At 62.5% G+C, this 16,023-nt stretch carries 12 protein-coding genes; 4 read left to right on the top strand and 8 right to left on the bottom strand.

Translation table 11 applies throughout. The annotated features are described in order from the left end of the window. Nucleotides 1-17: 17 nt before the first annotated feature. From HPQ62_RS01975 to murQ, 7 genes are read right to left on the bottom strand one after another with little or no spacing between them, the layout of a single operon-like run. Entirely contained in the window at nt 18-1,145 is a 1,128-nt protein-coding gene (locus tag HPQ62_RS01975) for an anhydro-N-acetylmuramic acid kinase (RefSeq protein ID WP_174800822.1), read from the bottom strand. After that, nucleotides 1,145-2,143, bottom strand: a complete 999-nt coding sequence (locus tag HPQ62_RS01970; protein WP_174800821.1) for a serine hydrolase domain-containing protein — start codon at nt 2,141-2,143, stop codon at nt 1,145-1,147. Before HPQ62_RS01970 ends, HPQ62_RS01975 begins: the two co-directional genes overlap by 1 nt. Then, nucleotides 2,140-3,879 carry an ABC transporter ATP-binding protein gene (locus HPQ62_RS01965; protein WP_174800820.1) on the bottom strand — a complete coding sequence of 580 codons (1,740 nt, stop codon included), beginning with the start codon at nt 3,877-3,879 and terminating at the stop codon, nt 2,140-2,142. Before HPQ62_RS01965 ends, HPQ62_RS01970 begins: the two co-directional genes overlap by 4 nt. After that, on the bottom strand, nt 3,876-4,715 hold the full coding sequence (locus HPQ62_RS01960) for an ABC transporter permease (RefSeq protein ID WP_174800819.1): 840 nt from the start codon (nt 4,713-4,715) through the stop codon (nt 3,876-3,878). The genes HPQ62_RS01965 and HPQ62_RS01960 overlap by 4 nt, the downstream gene beginning before the upstream one ends. Continuing rightward, on the bottom strand, nt 4,716-5,675 hold the full coding sequence (locus HPQ62_RS01955) for an ABC transporter permease (RefSeq protein WP_174800818.1): 960 nt from the start codon (nt 5,673-5,675) through the stop codon (nt 4,716-4,718). 24 nt (nt 5,676-5,699) lie between these two features. Next, nucleotides 5,700-7,211, bottom strand: coding sequence for an ABC transporter substrate-binding protein (locus HPQ62_RS01950; protein ID WP_174800817.1), 1,512 nt, complete (start codon nt 7,209-7,211; stop codon nt 5,700-5,702). A 48-nt stretch (nt 7,212-7,259) separates the two neighbouring features. Continuing rightward, complete coding sequence (gene murQ / locus HPQ62_RS01945) at nt 7,260-8,222, bottom strand: N-acetylmuramic acid 6-phosphate etherase (RefSeq protein WP_174800816.1); 963 nt, start codon at nt 8,220-8,222, stop codon at nt 7,260-7,262. Nucleotides 8,223-8,406: 184 nt separating this feature from the next. Here murQ and HPQ62_RS01940 point away from each other — a divergent pair, with 184 nt between their 5' ends. Then, nucleotides 8,407-9,261, top strand: a complete 855-nt coding sequence (locus HPQ62_RS01940) for an SIS domain-containing protein (RefSeq protein WP_174800815.1) — start codon at nt 8,407-8,409, stop codon at nt 9,259-9,261. Nucleotides 9,262-9,267: 6 nt separating this feature from the next. Here HPQ62_RS01940 and HPQ62_RS01935 read toward each other — a convergent pair whose 3' ends face one another. Continuing rightward, the gene (locus HPQ62_RS01935; RefSeq protein ID WP_244629519.1) at nt 9,268-10,125 is read right to left on the bottom strand and encodes an AraC family transcriptional regulator; all 858 of its coding nucleotides are present in this window, start codon (nt 10,123-10,125) and stop codon (nt 9,268-9,270) included. A 130-nt stretch (nt 10,126-10,255) separates the two neighbouring features. Here HPQ62_RS01935 and HPQ62_RS01930 point away from each other — a divergent pair, with 130 nt between their 5' ends. The 3 genes from HPQ62_RS01930 (at nt 10,256) to alaS (ending at nt 15,995) form a co-directional block, all read left to right on the top strand. Beyond that, a complete protein-coding gene (locus HPQ62_RS01930; protein ID WP_174800814.1) occupies nt 10,256-11,908 on the top strand; it encodes a SulP family inorganic anion transporter in 1,653 nt (550 codons plus the stop codon). Between the two features lie 186 nt (nt 11,909-12,094). Next, on the top strand, nt 12,095-13,183 hold the full coding sequence (recA, locus tag HPQ62_RS01925) for a recombinase RecA (protein ID WP_174800813.1): 1,089 nt from the start codon (nt 12,095-12,097) through the stop codon (nt 13,181-13,183). A gap of 157 nt (nt 13,184-13,340) precedes the next feature. Continuing rightward, nucleotides 13,341-15,995 (top strand): alanine--tRNA ligase, encoded by a 2,655-nt coding sequence (alaS, locus tag HPQ62_RS01920; protein ID WP_174800812.1) that lies wholly within the window; start codon nt 13,341-13,343, stop codon nt 15,993-15,995. Nucleotides 15,996-16,023: the final 28 nt, after the last annotated feature.

Here is a 16,023-nt window from a genome sequence, read left to right as displayed (position 1 = left end):
CAGACCCGTTCTGCCCTTCAGCCGGCAACCTTACCGCCGGTCATCGGCTGCGGCACGCCGGTGGTCGTCGGGAAGCTGATCGGAAGGTTGCGGAGCGAGCGCACCGCAAGGAAGGCGAAACACTCGGCCTCGATCGCATCGCCCCGCCAGCCCACCGCTTCCGCCGGATCCGCCTTCACGCCTGCCCGGCTTTCAAGCATTGCCATGATCGCCGGATTGCGCCTGCCGCCCCCGCAGACAATCAGGCGCTCAGGCCGTACCGGCAGAAGATCGAGCGCCTTGCCAACGGCGGAGGCAGTGAATGCGGTCAGTGTCGCAGCCCCGGTCTCAGGGTCCAGCCCGTCGGCCATGGAGGCGAGGAAATCAAAGCGATCGAGCGATTTCGGATAGGGCGCGGAAAGATAGGGGTGTTCCAGAAGACGGGAGAGCCGGCCTTCATCGACGGTGCCCGAAAGTGCAAGCTTTCCGTCACGGTCCATCTCGCCCAGTCCGTTCTGCTTGATGAAATCGTTGATCGGCGCATTCGCCGGGCCGGTATCGAATGCGATCAGCCGGTCTGCGCCATCCCACCAGGTGACATTCGCCACGCCGCCGAGGTTCAGCACCGCCGTCTCGCCCGATGTGTCGAGGCCCCTGAGCAGCGCCTGATGGTAGCCCGCCGAAAGCGGCGCGCCCTGCCCGCCCGCCCGCACATCGGCGGTGCGGAAATCATAGGCCACCTTGCAGCCCAGCAGGTCGCTCATCAGCGCACCGTCTCCCAGCTGGCGGGTGTCGCCGATGCGGGTCTTCGTCGGCGCGCGATGGAGCACGGACTGGCCGTGAAAGCCGACGACGCCGATCTCGTCCATGGTGAGGCCCTGCTCTTCGACAAGCGCCTTTACCGCCGCCGACTGTGCCCGTGTGAGAACCTCTTCTGCTTCAGAAAAGATCGCGGGCTCCTCGCCCTCGAAATTCCATTTGCGGGCAACCGCCAGCGTTTCCTCGAGCAGGTCGCGGGTCGATTGCGGATAGGGCGCAAGCGTGTAGGCGCCGAATTCTGAGACGCTGACGCCGTCTGTCTTCAGCATGGCGACATCGATATTGCCGTCGAGCACGGTTCCGGTCATCAGACCGACAGCCCAGACCGGCTTGAAATCCTCAGCCATTATTCCGCTCCGTTGATGAAGTCGCTGACGGCGCGGCGAAGCGCCATGATGCCGCTGTCGAAATGGCGGCTTGGATGAACCCGGTTCGTTAACAGTGTCCAGGCATGGCCGCGGTCAAAATCGATGCAAAGCGAGGTGCCGGTAAAGCCGGTATGGCCGATCGTCTCGTCCGAAGCGCGCGCGCCGCCGTGCCAGCCCCCATAGGGCCGTTCCCAGCCATGGGTGCGGCGCTCGGACAAGGGCGTGCGCATCAGCGTCACGTCAGGCGCTTCCGCGCGCTGAAGCAGGTCCCCGGCAAAGCCCAGCACCGCGTCGACCGTTCCGAAAAGGCCCGCATGGCCGGATCCCTGAAGCGCGTAACAGTTTTCGTCATGGACCTCGCCCGAGATCACCCGGCCACGCCAGAAGCAGTGCTCGGTGGCCGCCGTGTGCTGCGGATCGCCGGAAAAGGCGAAGCCCGGTCCGGGGTCCATTTCGCGGATGGTCTTTCCCGCAAGCCGCTCCAAAGCGATGCCCAGAAGTATGAAATTGATGTCGGAATAGACCGGGCTTTCAAGCCGCTTCCATTCCCGCTGAAGCACGAAGGCGCGCAGGCGATCCGGATCGCCGTCATAGGTGTAGATCGGCTCGACCGCGGGAAACGCCGTCAGATGGCCGAGGCACTGGCGGAAGGTGACCTGACGCTCCCAGCAATTCGGATCATACTGACGGAAGTCCGGGATAACCGAGGTCAGCGGCGCATCGAGGTCGATCTCGCCCGCTTGCGCATGGCCGAGGATGCGCGTGGTGGTGAAGATCACCTTGGTGAGCGAGGCAAGGTCGAACCAGGTATCGGCGCTGATCGGTCGCTCTTCCGGCACGATCGCGGCGCGACCGATGGCCCGCGTCATCCGCGCACCGTTGCGGTCAACATAGCCGAGCACGCCACCGGGGATGCGACCGGCGGAAACAGACTGTTCCAGCGCTGCAAATGCCCTGTCAAAACCGGCTGCACTCATCCTTCGGCCCTCGCCTTGTGATCCTTGCCATAGGAAACCCACGCGGCTTCGGGCGGTTCATAGCCTGCCGGGCGCACCAGAGACGGCACATCGGTGGTGTCGAGCCGGTAGTCCTGACGGCGGCGATCAATGCTCGGGACCGCCGCAATCAGCCGCTTCGTATAGGAATGTTTCGGATCTGACAGCACCGATGCGGCATCGCCGATCTCGACGATCTGCCCGGCATAGACAACGGCGATGCGGTGGGCAATGCGCTCGACCACTGCCATGTCGTGGGTGACGAACAGATAGGAAAGGTTCATGTCGCGCTGGAGCTCCGTCAAGAGTTCGAGCACCATCGCCTGCACGGAAACGTCAAGCGCGGACACCGCCTCGTCCAGCACGACGACCGACGGCTTCAGCATCAGCGCGCGGGCGATACAGAGCCGCTGGCGCTGGCCGCCGGAGAATTCGTGCGGATAGCGCGTCAGCGCGTTTTCCGGCAGGCCGACGCGTTGCAGGAGCGCTGCCATGCGCGCCCGGGTCTCGGCATCGAGCTTGCCGCCGGTGGCGATCACCGGTTCGGCGAGAATGCTGTCGACGCGAAGGCGCGGGTTCAGCGACGCATACGGGTTCTGGAACACCATCTGGATCGGATCGCCATGGGCGGCAACGCGCCCGCCCCCGCCAAGCCTGATCGTTCCGCGCGTCGGCTTGTTCAGCCCCATGACGGCGCGCGCGGTCGTCGACTTGCCGGAACCGCTCTCTCCGACAATGCCGAGCGTCTCCCCCGGCATCAGATCGAAATCGATACCATCCACGGCATGCACCGCGCCCGTCTGCTTCTTGAAAATGCCGGAGGTGACCGGAAAGCGGACCGTGAGATTTTCGACTTCGAGCGCCGGTTGATCCGCCGGTTTGCGCGCGAAATCACGGCGCACCGCGCTCCCGCCTGCAAAGTGCGGGACGGCTTTCAACAGGTGCTGCGTATAGGCATGCTGCGGGTCGTCGAGCACCGTGTCGGTTGCGCCGCTTTCAACGACCTCGCCCTGCTGCATCACCATCACCTTGTCCGCGATGCCGGCGACGAGGCCGATATCGTGGGTGATGAAGATCAGCCCCATCTCGCTTTCGCGTTTCAGTTCGGCGAGAAGCGCAAGGATCTGCGCCTGCACGGTTACGTCCAGCGCGGTGGTCGGCTCATCTGCGATCAGCAAGCGCGGATTGCAGGACAGCGCGATCGCAATCATCACCCGCTGTAGCATGCCGCCGGAAAGCTGGTGCGGATGGTATTTCAGCCGCCGCTCCGCATCGGGAATGCGCACCCGCTCCAGCGCCTCGCGCGCCGCGTCCATTGCCTGACGCCCGGTCAGGCCATGATGGAGACGAAAGCTCTCGGCAATCTGTTCGCCGATCGTGTGGACCGGGTTGAGCGAGGTCATCGGCTCCTGGAAGATCATGCCGATCTCCCGGCCACGAATGGTGGTCAGCCGCTTTTCCGAGAGCTTTGCCAGATCCACGGTGCTGCCATCCGGCAGCGTGTAGTCGATCGTGCCTGACGTGATCCTGCCGCCGCCGAAATCGACAAGACGGTTGAGGCAGAGCGAGGTGACCGATTTTCCGGAACCGCTTTCGCCGACGATGGCCAGCGTCTCGCCTGCATCGAGATCGAAGTTGACGCCGCGCACGACTTCGTTCTTCTCCGGCGACTTGCCGAAGCCGACACGGAGGTCGAAGACAGAGAGGAGCCTGCTCATGCCTCAGCCCTCCGCGAACGGGGGTCGAGAATGTCGCGCAGCGCATCGCCGAGCAGGTTGAAGCCCAGAATACCGAGCATGATGGCAAGTGCCGGGAAGATCAGCAGCCATGGGGCCATTTCCATCAGATTGCGCGCCTCGCTGAGCATCAGGCCCAATGAGGCCTGCGGCGGCTGGGTGCCGAGGCCGAGGAAGGAGAGCCCCGCCTCCGTCAGAAGCGCCCAGGCGAGCGCCAGCGTCACCTGAACGGTGAGCGGCGCCACCAGATTAAGCAGCATGTGGCGCGACAGGATATAGGTCCGCGAGGAACCGAAGGTACGCGCGGCATCAACGAAATCGCGGGTCTTCAGCGACAGCGCCGGGCCGCGCACCACGCGGGTGAAGATCGGCGTATAGACAAAGGCGATCGCCATCACGCTGGTCCAGGTGCCGGGGCCGACAATAGTGATGATCAGGAGCGCCAGCAGGATCGCCGGAAAGGCGAGCAGCACATCCATCAGCCGCATGATCGCGCCATCCCAGTTGCCGCCGCACCATGCGGCTGCAAGGCCGAGAACGATGCCGAAAATGGTCGCGAGCGCCACGGAGGAAAACGACACGATGAAGGATTGCGCGATGCCGATCATCAGCCGGCTTGCGACATCGCGGCCGAGAAGATCGGTGCCCATCCAGTAGGTGGCGGACGGCGCATGCAGGCGGTCGATGCGGAACTGCATCAGCGGGTCATGCGGGGTGATGCCCGCAAGGCCGAGGATCGCGATCACGAGATAGACCGCCACGATCGCGCCGCCGATGCGGCCGCTTGGATGGGAAAAGATGGAGCGAAGAAGGCGCATTTACTGTGCTCCAAGCCGGATGCGCGGGTCGAGCGCGGCATAGGCGAGGTCGACAAGCAGATTGACGATCATGAAGTTGAGCGCGATGAACAGGACGCTGCCCTGAACCAGCGCGTAATCACGCTGCAGGATCGCATCGAGCACGGTGCGGCCAAGGCCGGGAAGCGCGAACACCTGCTCCACGATCACCGCGCCGCCGAGAAGATAGCCGAATTCGACGCCCGAGACCGTGACGACCGGGATCAGCGCATTGGGGAGCGCATGGTGCCAGATGACCTTGCGCTGCGGCACGCCCTTGGCGCGGGCGGTGCGGACATAATCGTCGGAGAGAATGTCGAGCATCGCAGACCGGGAGATCCGGGTGACGGCGGCGGCAAAGGCAAAGCCCAGCGTCAGCGCCGGCAGGATCATCTGCGCGAGGTTCTTGAGCGGATCGACATAGATGGGCGTGAACGTGCCCATGGCCGGCAGCACCCCGAACCAGACGGACAGCGCATAGATTGCAAGCAGGGCGACCACGAAGCTCGGCGTCGACTGGCCGATCATGGCGACCACGCGGACGATGAGGTCGGACGGCCTTTCAGCGTGGGTCGCAGCATAGATGCCGGCGGGAAGGCCGATCGCGAGCGCCACGATCATCGACAGGAGCGCGAGTTCGAGCGTCAGCGGGAAGACCCGCAAGATGACATCGAGCACCGGCTTGCCATAGGTGACGGAAATGCCGAGGTCGCCGTGGAGCACGCCGCCGAGCCAGTGCCAGTACTGGCCGAACCAGCTCTGGTCCATGCCGAAATAGGTTTCCAGCGACGCCCGCTGGGCAGGCGTCAGCAGGCCGGCTTCGGTTCCGAGCATTGCCGTGATGGCATCGCCCGGAACCAGCCTGATCGAAATGAACACGAGGACGGACACCCCGAGCATGACCAGAGGAAAGGTCACCAGCCGTCGGGTCAGATAATTCATGGCGTGCAGCCCTCGTGTTTCAGCTTATTCGCCGACGGTGACGGCGGAGAGGCCGAAGAGCGACCCCGTGGGGTTGGCTTCGAAGCCCTTCACCTTGTCGCTCGACGCGGTGTAGCTGTAGCCGGTGTAAAGCCAGATCCAGGGCGATACCTCGGTGATGTGCTTGGAGAACGTCGTGAAGATCTCCTTGCGCTTTTCGAGGTCGGTTTCAACGCGCCCCTCGTTCATCAGCGTATCGAGTTCGTCATCGATGTAATGGGCGACGTGGTTCAGGTTGCCGTCCTTGGTCCAGTAGCGGTTATACATCGTGTAAGGGTCGGTACGGCCGCCGTTCAGCGCCACGGCCATGTCGAAATCGCCCTTCAGCCAGCGGTCGATATAGACGTTGAGTTCCATCATCTCGATGTCGAGATCGATGCCGATTTCGCCAAGCTGGGACTGGATCACCTGCGCCTCGGACGCGGCCGTCGGCGGCTCGCCGGTGGCGGCGATCACGGTTGCGGAAAAGCCGTCCTCGTAGCCCGCTTCCTTCATCAGCGCCTTGGCCTTGTCGAGGTCCCGGCTGTAGCAGAACAGCTCAGACGGATCAGTGGCATAGGCCGGCATGGTCAACGGCCCGGTGACTTCGCCCTCGCCCAGAAGCGCCGCGTCGAGAACATCCTGGCGGTCGATGGCGCAGGAGATCGCCTGGCGCACCTTCAGCTCCTTCATCGCGCCTTCTTCGGCGTTGAGCTGCAGCACGTGATAGGACAGCACCGGCTCGCGGTCGAGCGTCAGGCCCGGATTGCTCGGCACCAGGGTTGCCACCAGCGGATCGTTGATCAGCGCGAAATCGACCTGACCGGTGCGCAACGAGGCGAGAATGGCCGTCTCGTCCGGCAGAACCGAAATGTCGATGCCGTCAAGGCCAACCTTGCCGCCGGCCCAGTTTGCGTTCGCCTTCAGCGTTTCGCTGGCATTCGGCTCCCAGTTTTCCAGAACGAACGGTCCGGAGCCGATCGTTTCGGTGCCGAGCGTATCGGCTTCGATCGCCGATGCCGGAACGATGGCCGCATTGATCGAGGACATCGCCGTCAACAGCGGAACGTCGGGCTGCGACAGGTTGAAGACCACGGTTTCATCATCCGGCGTGTCGATGCTTTCGATCGACAGGAAGTTCGAACGTGCGGCAGCACTCGTCGCCTCGTCGAGAATGCGCTCGAACGAGGCCTTCACATCCGCCGGCATCACCTTGTCGCCATTGGAGAATTTTGCATTCGGATCAAGCTTGAACGTCAGCGTCTTGCCGTCCTCTGAGAATTCCCAGGAGGTGGCGATGGCAGGCGCTAGGTTCAGCTCGCCATCGGTGCGCAGCAGCGGTTCGTAGACCAGTTCAAGCAGGCGGATCGACGAAAACGCGGTCTGCTTATGCGGATCGAGGCCGGTGGCGTCCTGCGACCACGCCATTTTCAGTGTCTCGGCGGCGGCCGGCATAGCCGAAGCGCCAAGGGCTGCCGCAATCGCGACCGCGGATGCAATGATTTGTACTCTTCCCATGATCAATTCCCTCGTGATTGTTGCCGGCCCAAAGGGTCCGGAGTGACATCAGTCGTTGCGGCCTTGAGCCGTCTTCTCGTTGATTGCCTCGCGCAGGAAGCCGCGTGAGCGCTGTATGAGCGCACGCCCCTCCTCCAGTTCCATGCCGGTCATGGCGATCAGGATGGCAAGCTTGACATCGTTGCGCGTCATGTCGAGGAGCGCTGCCGCGTCTTCCGCCGAAACGCCTGCCGCATCCATGACGATGCGCACCGCGCGGGCGTAAAGCTTGCCGTTGCTGACCGTCACGTCGACCATCAGGTTCTGATAGACCTTGCCGATGCGCACCATGCTTGCCGTGCTCAGCATGTTGAGCACCAGCTTCTGTGCCGTGCCGGATTTCATGCGGGTGGACCCGGTGAGGATTTCAGGCCCGACGACCGGCGCAATCGCGATATCGGCAATTTCGGCTATGGCCGCCGCAGGGTTGCACGACAGCGCGACCGTGGTGGCGCCGAGCCCGCGCGCATATTCCAGTGCCCCGATGACATAAGGCGTGCGGCCGCTGACAGCGATGCCGACGACCACATCCCTTGCCTCAAGCGCGATCGCCTGCAGATCGGCTGCGCCGAGCGCCGGATCGTCTTCCGCGCCTTCGACAGCGGTTGTCAGCGCCACATTGCCGCCGGCGATCAGGCCGACCACCATGCCGGGCGGCACGGAAAATGTCGGCGGGCATTCCGAGGCATCGAGCACGCCAAGACGACCGCTGGTGCCCGCGCCGATATAGATCAGCCGGCCGCCTGCATTGAAGGCTTCGACAATCCGCTCGACGGCTGCCGTGATCGCCGGGATCTCGCGCTGGACGGCATCGGCAACGCCCCGATCCTCGGCATTGATCTTTTCGAGGATATCGCGCGCATCCAGAAGATCGAGCCCGAGACTATTCGGATTGCGCCCTTCGGACACCAGCTTGTCGAGCTCACCATTCAGCAAATGCAAATCCCCTGCCCTTGAATGCTCGCGGCGCATTCCGCCGCATCTTTGACCGGAAGGCTATAATTGCAAATTCCACCTGTCAAATGATTCCAAGAATAATTTATTCCAATTTCCGCGCCATACAGAGGGATTCGGCGTCAGTGCGAATTCCATTGTATTCCTGTTTCCGGGAATTTATTATTCGGCCGCCTGATTACCTCCGAAAGGTTGCGCCGCCGTGTCCGTACTCAAGATCATAGAAGCCCAGATCGAAAGCCTGGCGCCTGCCGACCGGCAGATCGGCCACTTCATTCTGGCCCATCCCGATGAACTGCTCCGGCTTTCCTCCGCAAGCCTTGCGGAAAAGACCGGCCGCAGCCAGTCAAGCGTGGTCAAGTTCGCGCAGAAGCTGGGGTTTTCGGGCTATCAGGACATGAAGCTCGCGGTGAGCAAGGCCCAGGCAAGAGAGTGGCGCGCGCCGGGCGCGCTGCATTCGACCATCGAACTCGGCGACAGCCACGCCACGATTGCCCAGAAGCTGCTTTCCAGCAAGATGCACGCGATGCAGGAAACGATTGCTGCCAATGACGAGGCGGTGATCGGCAGGGCGCTTGATCGGACCATGAGCGCCGAGCGCATCCATGTGGCAGGCGTCGGCGCGTCCTCGCTGGTGGCGCGCGACTTCTGCTACAAGCTGCAAAAGCTCGGCCGCTATGCGCTGCATGATTCCGACAGCCACGTTCAGATGGCCAATGTCTCCGCCGCAAGGAGCGGCGATGTGCTGTTTGCGCTTTCCTATTCCGGTGCCAGCATCGAGACCGTGCGCATTGCGGAGCTTGCCCGCGCCCGCGAGGCGACCGTGATTTCCCTGACCGGGCCGAAGCAGAACGCCGTTGCCCGTGTGGCCGACATCAACCTCTACACCATCGCGGACGAGGAAAAGGTACGCTCCTCCGCGATCACCGCGCGCGACGCCCAGCTCATGCTGACGGACTTTCTCTTCATTCTCCTGCTCCAGCGCCAGGACGATGCGGGAGACTACATCGCCAACAGCGGCGAGGCCGTAACCGCGTTGAAGCTACATGAAAAGTAAATCGCCTTAACGGTTGATAGGAATGCATATTTCAGTCAATAGATCTCTTGGCGACACTTCGCGCGGATTGTTGAGATAGACTTCCGAGGGCGGTGCATCCGCCGGCTCGTAGCGATTTTCTGGAAGGTAACTTCCGTAAAACCACCGATAAGCCTTGTGTAGTTCGGCATAAGGCCCCTTGTGACGCAGGACGGCGTATCGCCCGCCTGGCAAATGGCGCAACTCCAATTCGTCTGGCAGCGCGAACCCTTCCGGGACGACCAGCCCCGCAAAAGACTTTAGATTCTTCTCTTCCGTGAGACCGGGATCGGAGTAGTAGATGCCGATCATCGCCATTTCTGGCCGGAGCGCCCCTGCCGCCGCCATTTTGCCGACGGCATCGCCAAAGGCCTTATCGACTTCCATATAGGAACCCCGATGCGGCACGCCTGCTACGAGGCGCTCGGGAAAGTCCCGAATTTCAACATCATACATGGCATCATTCTCCTCAGTGAAGGGTTTATCGAAGATCGCGTGGCGTCCGTCTGCGCGGTACCCTGAAGGCGCCATGCCGTAAGCGGATTTGAAGCTTCGGGTGAATGCCGCGACGCTTGAATAGCCGGCATGGCGGGCGATATCCTCCAGCCTGTCATCGGTCTGCAGTAGCTGGCCGGCGGCGCGGTGCAATCTCAGGCGCGTGACGGTGGCGTGTATGGTCTCGCCATAGACGGCGCGATAGATTCTGTGCCAATGCCACGGCGACAGGCAGGCAATTTCAGCGAGCCTTGCATAGTCCAGCGAATCGTCGAGATGGGCGGCGATGTGATCACCGACCCGGTTGAGCCTTTTCTGATAGGCCTCGAAAGCCTCTGCATTCTTCATCATCACCTGCGTTCACTCCGGTTGCAGCTTCAAAGTCCTGTCGCTACGCCATGTGCACGGATCCCTTTGACAAATCTTGCGGAATTGCGCGCAGGGTGCGATGCTGCCTCCTCTTCCCTCAGGTGAAATGCCCATGCCAGCCAGCCTCATTCCCAAAACCGTCAGCGTTCTGCGCGAGGGTTATTCCGTAGACCGTCTTCGAAGCGACGCCATATCTGGTTTGACGGTTGCGATTGTCGCACTGCCGCTATCGATGGCGATTGCGATCGCCTCCGGGGTTTCGCCCGATCGCGGGCTTTACGCCGCCATTATCGGCGGCTTCTTCGTGTCGCTTCTCGGCGGCAGCCGCCACCAGATCGGCGGGCCTGCGGGCGCCTTCATCGTGCTGGTTGCAGCCTCGGTCGAACGCCACGGCATCGACGGATTGCTGCTGGCCGTGATGGTCTCCGGCCTGATCATGATCGCCGCAGGCTATCTCCGGCTCGGGGCCTATATCCGTTTCATCCCCTACCCGGTAACCGTGGGCTTCACGGCAGGCATTGCCCTCATCATCTTCGCAAGCCAGCTTTCCGCGATCTTCGGGCTCGACCTGCCCGACAAGGAGCCCGGCCCCTTTGCCGAGAAGGTTGCCTATCTTTCGCATTATGTCGGCACCACCAATCTGGCCGCCCTCGGCATTGCCGCGCTTACCATCGCCATCATCATAGCGGTGAAGCGCTTCAGGCCCGGCTGGCCCGGCATGCTGATCGCGGTGGCGGTTGCGAGCCTTGTTGCGCTGGCCCTCCCCGTCGAGACGATCGGCAGCCAATTCGGCGGATTGCCGCGCGGGCTGCAGACGCCGGCAATGCCTGCCTTCTCGCTGCAGAAACTCGTGGAAGTCCTGCCTGATGCCTTCGCCTTCGCGCTTCTGGGCTCGATCGAATCGCTGCTGTCCGCCGTCGTCGCCGACGGCATGACCGGGCGCCGCCATCGTTCCAATATGGAGCTGATCGGCCAGGGTGTCGCCAATATCGCATCCGGCCTGTTCGGCGGCATCTGCGTGACGGGAACGATCGCGCGAACGGCGACCAATGTGCGCGCCGGTGCCACCAGTCCGTTCTCCGGCATGCTGCATGCCGCATTCCTGCTGCTGTTCATGATCGTCGCCGCACCGCTGGCGCGCTACATTCCGATTCCCGCGCTTGCAGGCGTTCTGGCGGTCGTTGCCTGGTCGATGGTGGAGAAAGCGGCGATCCGGACACTGATCGGCACCTCGCGCGGCGACGCGGTGATCCTGATCGTGACCTTCCTGCTGGTGGTCTTCCGCGACCTGACGGAAGGCATTGTCGCAGGGTTTGCGCTGGGCGCCGTGCTCTTCATTGACAGGATGGGCCGCAACGTGGCCGTCAGCCCCTATGCCGACTACCACGCCCAGCCCGAAAGCCCGATCGCCAACACCGATCCGGACACGGTCGTCTACCGCATTTCCGGCGCATTCTTCTTTGGTGCAGCCGCAGCGGTCGGCTCGGTACTCGACCGCATCGCCTCAACCGCGCGCTATTTCGTGCTCGACCTTTCCGAGGTGCCGTATCTCGATTCGTCCGCGGCGAACGTGCTTGAAAGCACGCTGCGAAAAGCAGAAAACGGCAATGTGCGGGTCGTCCTCTCCGGGTCATCGGAGGAAATCCGGGCCATCCTCAAGACCCACGGCATCAGCGAACCGCGCGTGATCTATGCCCGCGATCTGGATGACGCCGCGCTGCGAATCGAGGCATTGAAAACCGAAAGCCGGTCCCCCGCCCGCTGACCTTTTTCGCGATGCGGCCCCGCCGCATCCGAAGCACGTCGGCACGCAAGACAAAAACGGAACAGAATCGCCTTTTATCAATGATTTCATCAACTTGAAAGGCACTTGCGGAATGGGAACAAATGCAGTACAAATAAGGAAATCATCAAATCGCCTAGGCGGCGGCGGCAACAAGGGATAAAGTCGATGGCACAGAATTCACTCCGACTCGTCGAGGAAAAATCGGTGAACAAAAGCAAGGCGCTGGAAGCAGCACTTTCGCAGATCGAACGCTCGTTCGGCAAGGGCTCCATCATGAAGCTCGGTGCCCAGGACAGCGTTGTTGAGATTGAAACAGTGTCGACCGGCTCGCTCGGTCTCGATATCGCGCTCGGCATTGGCGGCCTGCCCAAGGGGCGCATTATCGAGATCTACGGCCCTGAAAGCTCGGGCAAGACCACGCTCGCGCTGCAGACGATTGCAGAAGCGCAGAAGAGCGGCGGCATTTGCGGCTTCATCGACGCAGAGCATGCGCTGGACCCGATCTATGCCCGCAAGCTTGGCGTCGACCTCCACGACCTTTTGATCTCCCAGCCGGACACAGGCGAGCAGGCGCTTGAGATCGCCGACACGCTCGTGCGCTCGGGAGCGCTGGATGTGATCGTCATCGACTCGGTCGCGGCGCTGACGCCGCGTGCCGAAATCGAAGGCGAGATGGGCGACAGCCTGCCCGGTCTTCAGGCGCGCCTGATGAGCCAGGCGCTGCGCAAGCTCACCGGTTCGATCTCGCGTTCGAACTGCATGGTGATCTTCATCAACCAGATCCGCATGAAGATCGGCGTGATGTTCGGCTCGCCCGAAACCACGACAGGCGGCAATGCGCTGAAATTCTACGCCTCCGTCCGCCTCGACATCCGCCGCATCGGTTCGGTCAAGGACCGGGAAGAAGTGGTCGGGAACCAGACGCGCGTGAAGGTGGTCAAGAACAAGATGGCACCGCCCTTCAAGCAGGTCGAATTCGACATCATGTATGGCGAGGGCGTCTCCAAGACCGGAGAACTCATCGATCTGGGCGTCAAGGCCGGCATCGTCGAGAAGTCCGGCTCCTGGTTCTCCTATAACAGCCAGCGGCTTGGCCAGGGGCGTGAAAATGCCCGGACCTTCCTGAAGGAAAATCCCGCGACCGCCGATGAGATCGAACTTGCGCTGCGCCAGAATGCCGGCCTGCTCTCCGAAGGTCTGCTGGATACCGGCGAGGACGAAGGTGGCGAGGCGACCGGGACCAGCGACGATTGAGCTTGCTCCGGCAGGCATATCGCAGCAAATCTTCCATCTGATGAAACAGCGGCTTTTAGGGGCCGCTGTTTTGTCTTGTCTGGACAGTAAAGGCACCTGCCGTTAAAAGCCGGGAAAGTCTTGTCGGACACCAGAGTTTAAAGGGACGTGGCGAAGCATGAGTGGCGTGAACGAAATCCGGTCGACCTTTCTCGACTACTTCAAGCAGAACGGACACGAGGTCGTCGCATCAAGCCCGCTGGTGCCGCATAACGACCCGACGCTGATGTTCACCAATGCCGGCATGGTGCCGTTCAAGAACGTCTTCACGGGACTGGAATCGCGGCCCTATTCGACTGCCACCACCGCGCAGAAATGCGTGCGCGCCGGCGGCAAGCACAACGACCTCGACAATGTCGGTTATACCGCCCGCCACCACACCTTCTTCGAGATGATGGGCAATTTCTCGTTCGGCGACTATTTCAAGGAACAGGCCATCTCGCTTGCCTGGAACCTGATCACCGGGGAATTCGGCCTCGCGAAGGACAAGCTTCTGGTCACGGTCTACCACGAGGACGACGAGGCATTCGCGCTCTGGAAGAAGATTGCCGGCCTTTCCGACGACCGGATCATCCGCATTGCGACCAATGACAATTTCTGGTCGATGGGCGATACCGGACCCTGCGGCCCCTGCTCCGAAATCTTCTACGACCACGGCGACCATATCTGGGGCGGCCCGCCCGGCTCTCCGGAAGAGGATGGCGACCGCTTCATCGAGATCTGGAATCTCGTCTTCATGCAATACGAGCAGATTTCCGCCGATCGTCGCGAGAACCTGCCACGTCCCTCGATCGACACCGGCATGGGCCTCGAACGCGTCGCAGCCGTCCTGCAGGGCAAGCACGACAATTATGACATCGACCTGTTCCGCAACCTGATCAATGCTTCCGTCGATCTGACGGGCGTGAGGGCTGAGGGCGAACATCGCGCCAGCCACCGCGTCATCGCCGATCACCTGCGCTCTTCCGCCTTCCTGATCGCCGATGGCGTTCTGCCCTCCAATGAGGGGCGCGGCTATGTGCTGCGCCGGATCATGCGCCGCGCCATGCGCCACGCCGAACTTCTCGGCGCCCGCGAACCCGTGCTCTACAAGCTCCTTCCTGTGCTCGTCGGCGAGATGGGCCGTGCCTATCCCGAGCTGCAGCGCGCGGAAGCGCTGATCTCGGAAACGCTGAAGCTGGAGGAATCCCGCTTCCGCAAGACGCTTGATCGCGGCCTGACGCTTCTCGACGAAGCCAGCAGCAACCTCAAGAAGGGTGACAGCCTTGATGGCGAGACCGCCTTCAAGCTCTATGACACCTATGGTTTCCCGCTCGACCTGACCCAGGACGCGCTGCGTGCCCGCGGCATCCATGTTGACCTGTCAGGTTTCCAGGATGCGATGCAGCGCCAGCGCGCCGAGGCGCGCGCCAACTGGGCAGGCTCCGGCGACAAGGCCACCGAAACAATCTGGTTCGAGCTCGGCGAGAAGCACGAAGCCACCGAGTTTCTCGGCTATGACACAGAAAAGGCGGAAGGCATCGCGCTAGCACTGGTGAAGGATGGCGCTGCGGTGGAAACGGCAAGCCAGGGCGAAGAGATTGCGCTGGTGGTCAACCAGACACCGTTTTACGGCGAATCCGGCGGCCAGATGGGCGATACCGGCACGATCACCACGGACAGGGCGACGCTGCGCGTTACCGACACCCAGAAGAAGGGCCGCGGACTTTTCGTCCATTATGCGACTGTCGAAAAGGGCGAAATTTCCCGCGGCGAAGCCGTTTCGCTCGCAGTCGATCACGCCCGCCGCTCGCGCCTGCGTGCCAACCATTCGGCCACCCACCTGATCCACGAAGCGTTGCGCGAGCTGCTCGGCAACCATGTCGCGCAGAAGGGCTCGCTTGTCGCGCCCGAACGGCTGCGCTTCGACATTTCGCACCCGAAGCCGATGACGGCAGCGGAGCTTGCCACCGTCGAGGACATGGCCAACGAGATCGTCCTGCAAAACGCCCCCGTCACGACCAGGCTGATGAGCGTGGACGATGCGATTGCCGAGGGCGCGATGGCGCTCTTCGGCGAGAAATACGGCGACGAAGTGCGCGTCGTTTCCATGGGCAAGGCCGTTTCGGGCGAAAAGGCGGGCAAAACCTATTCGCTGGAACTTTGCGGCGGCACCCATGTGCGCTCGACGGGCGATATCGGCCTGATCCGGATCGTCGGCGAAAGTGCCGTCGGGGCAGGCGTGCGCCGGATCGAGGCGCTGACCGGGATCGACGCGCGGCGCTATCTCAGCGGCCAGGACGACCTGCTGAAGGCGCTTGCCACCCAGCTCAAGGTGCAGCCGGATGATGTATCAAGCCGCGTCGAAGCCCTTCTTGACGAACGCCGCCGTCTTGAGCGCGAGTTGACGGAAGCGCGCAAGCAACTGGCGCTGGGCGGTACCGGACAGACCGATGAGGCCGAAAAGATTGGTGATGTCAGCCTCGTGGCTAAGGTTCTCACCGGCGTCGCGCCGAAGGATCTGAAGGGCCTCGCCGACAGCGCCAAGAAGGACAGGGCCAAGACCGCGGTGGTCTTCATCGCGGTTGCCGAAGACGGCAAGGCGAGCATCGTCACCGCGCTGACCGAGGATCTCGTCGGCACTTATTCGGCTGTCGATCTGGTGCGCGCGGCCTCTGCCGCCGTTGGCGGCCAGGGTGGCGGCGGACGCCCCGACATGGCCCAGGCCGGCGGTCCCGACGGCGCGAATGCCGAGGCTGCGATCGATGCGGTCAGGGCAGCGCTTTCGGCATAAACAACCTAGCAGTCAGGTGTCTTCGCCT

It is taken from the genome of Martelella limonii, from assembly GCF_013344475.1.
GTDB classification, from domain to species: Bacteria; Pseudomonadota; Alphaproteobacteria; order Rhizobiales; family Rhizobiaceae; genus Martelella; species Martelella limonii.
This window is presented reverse-complemented; position numbering and strand designations above follow the sequence as displayed.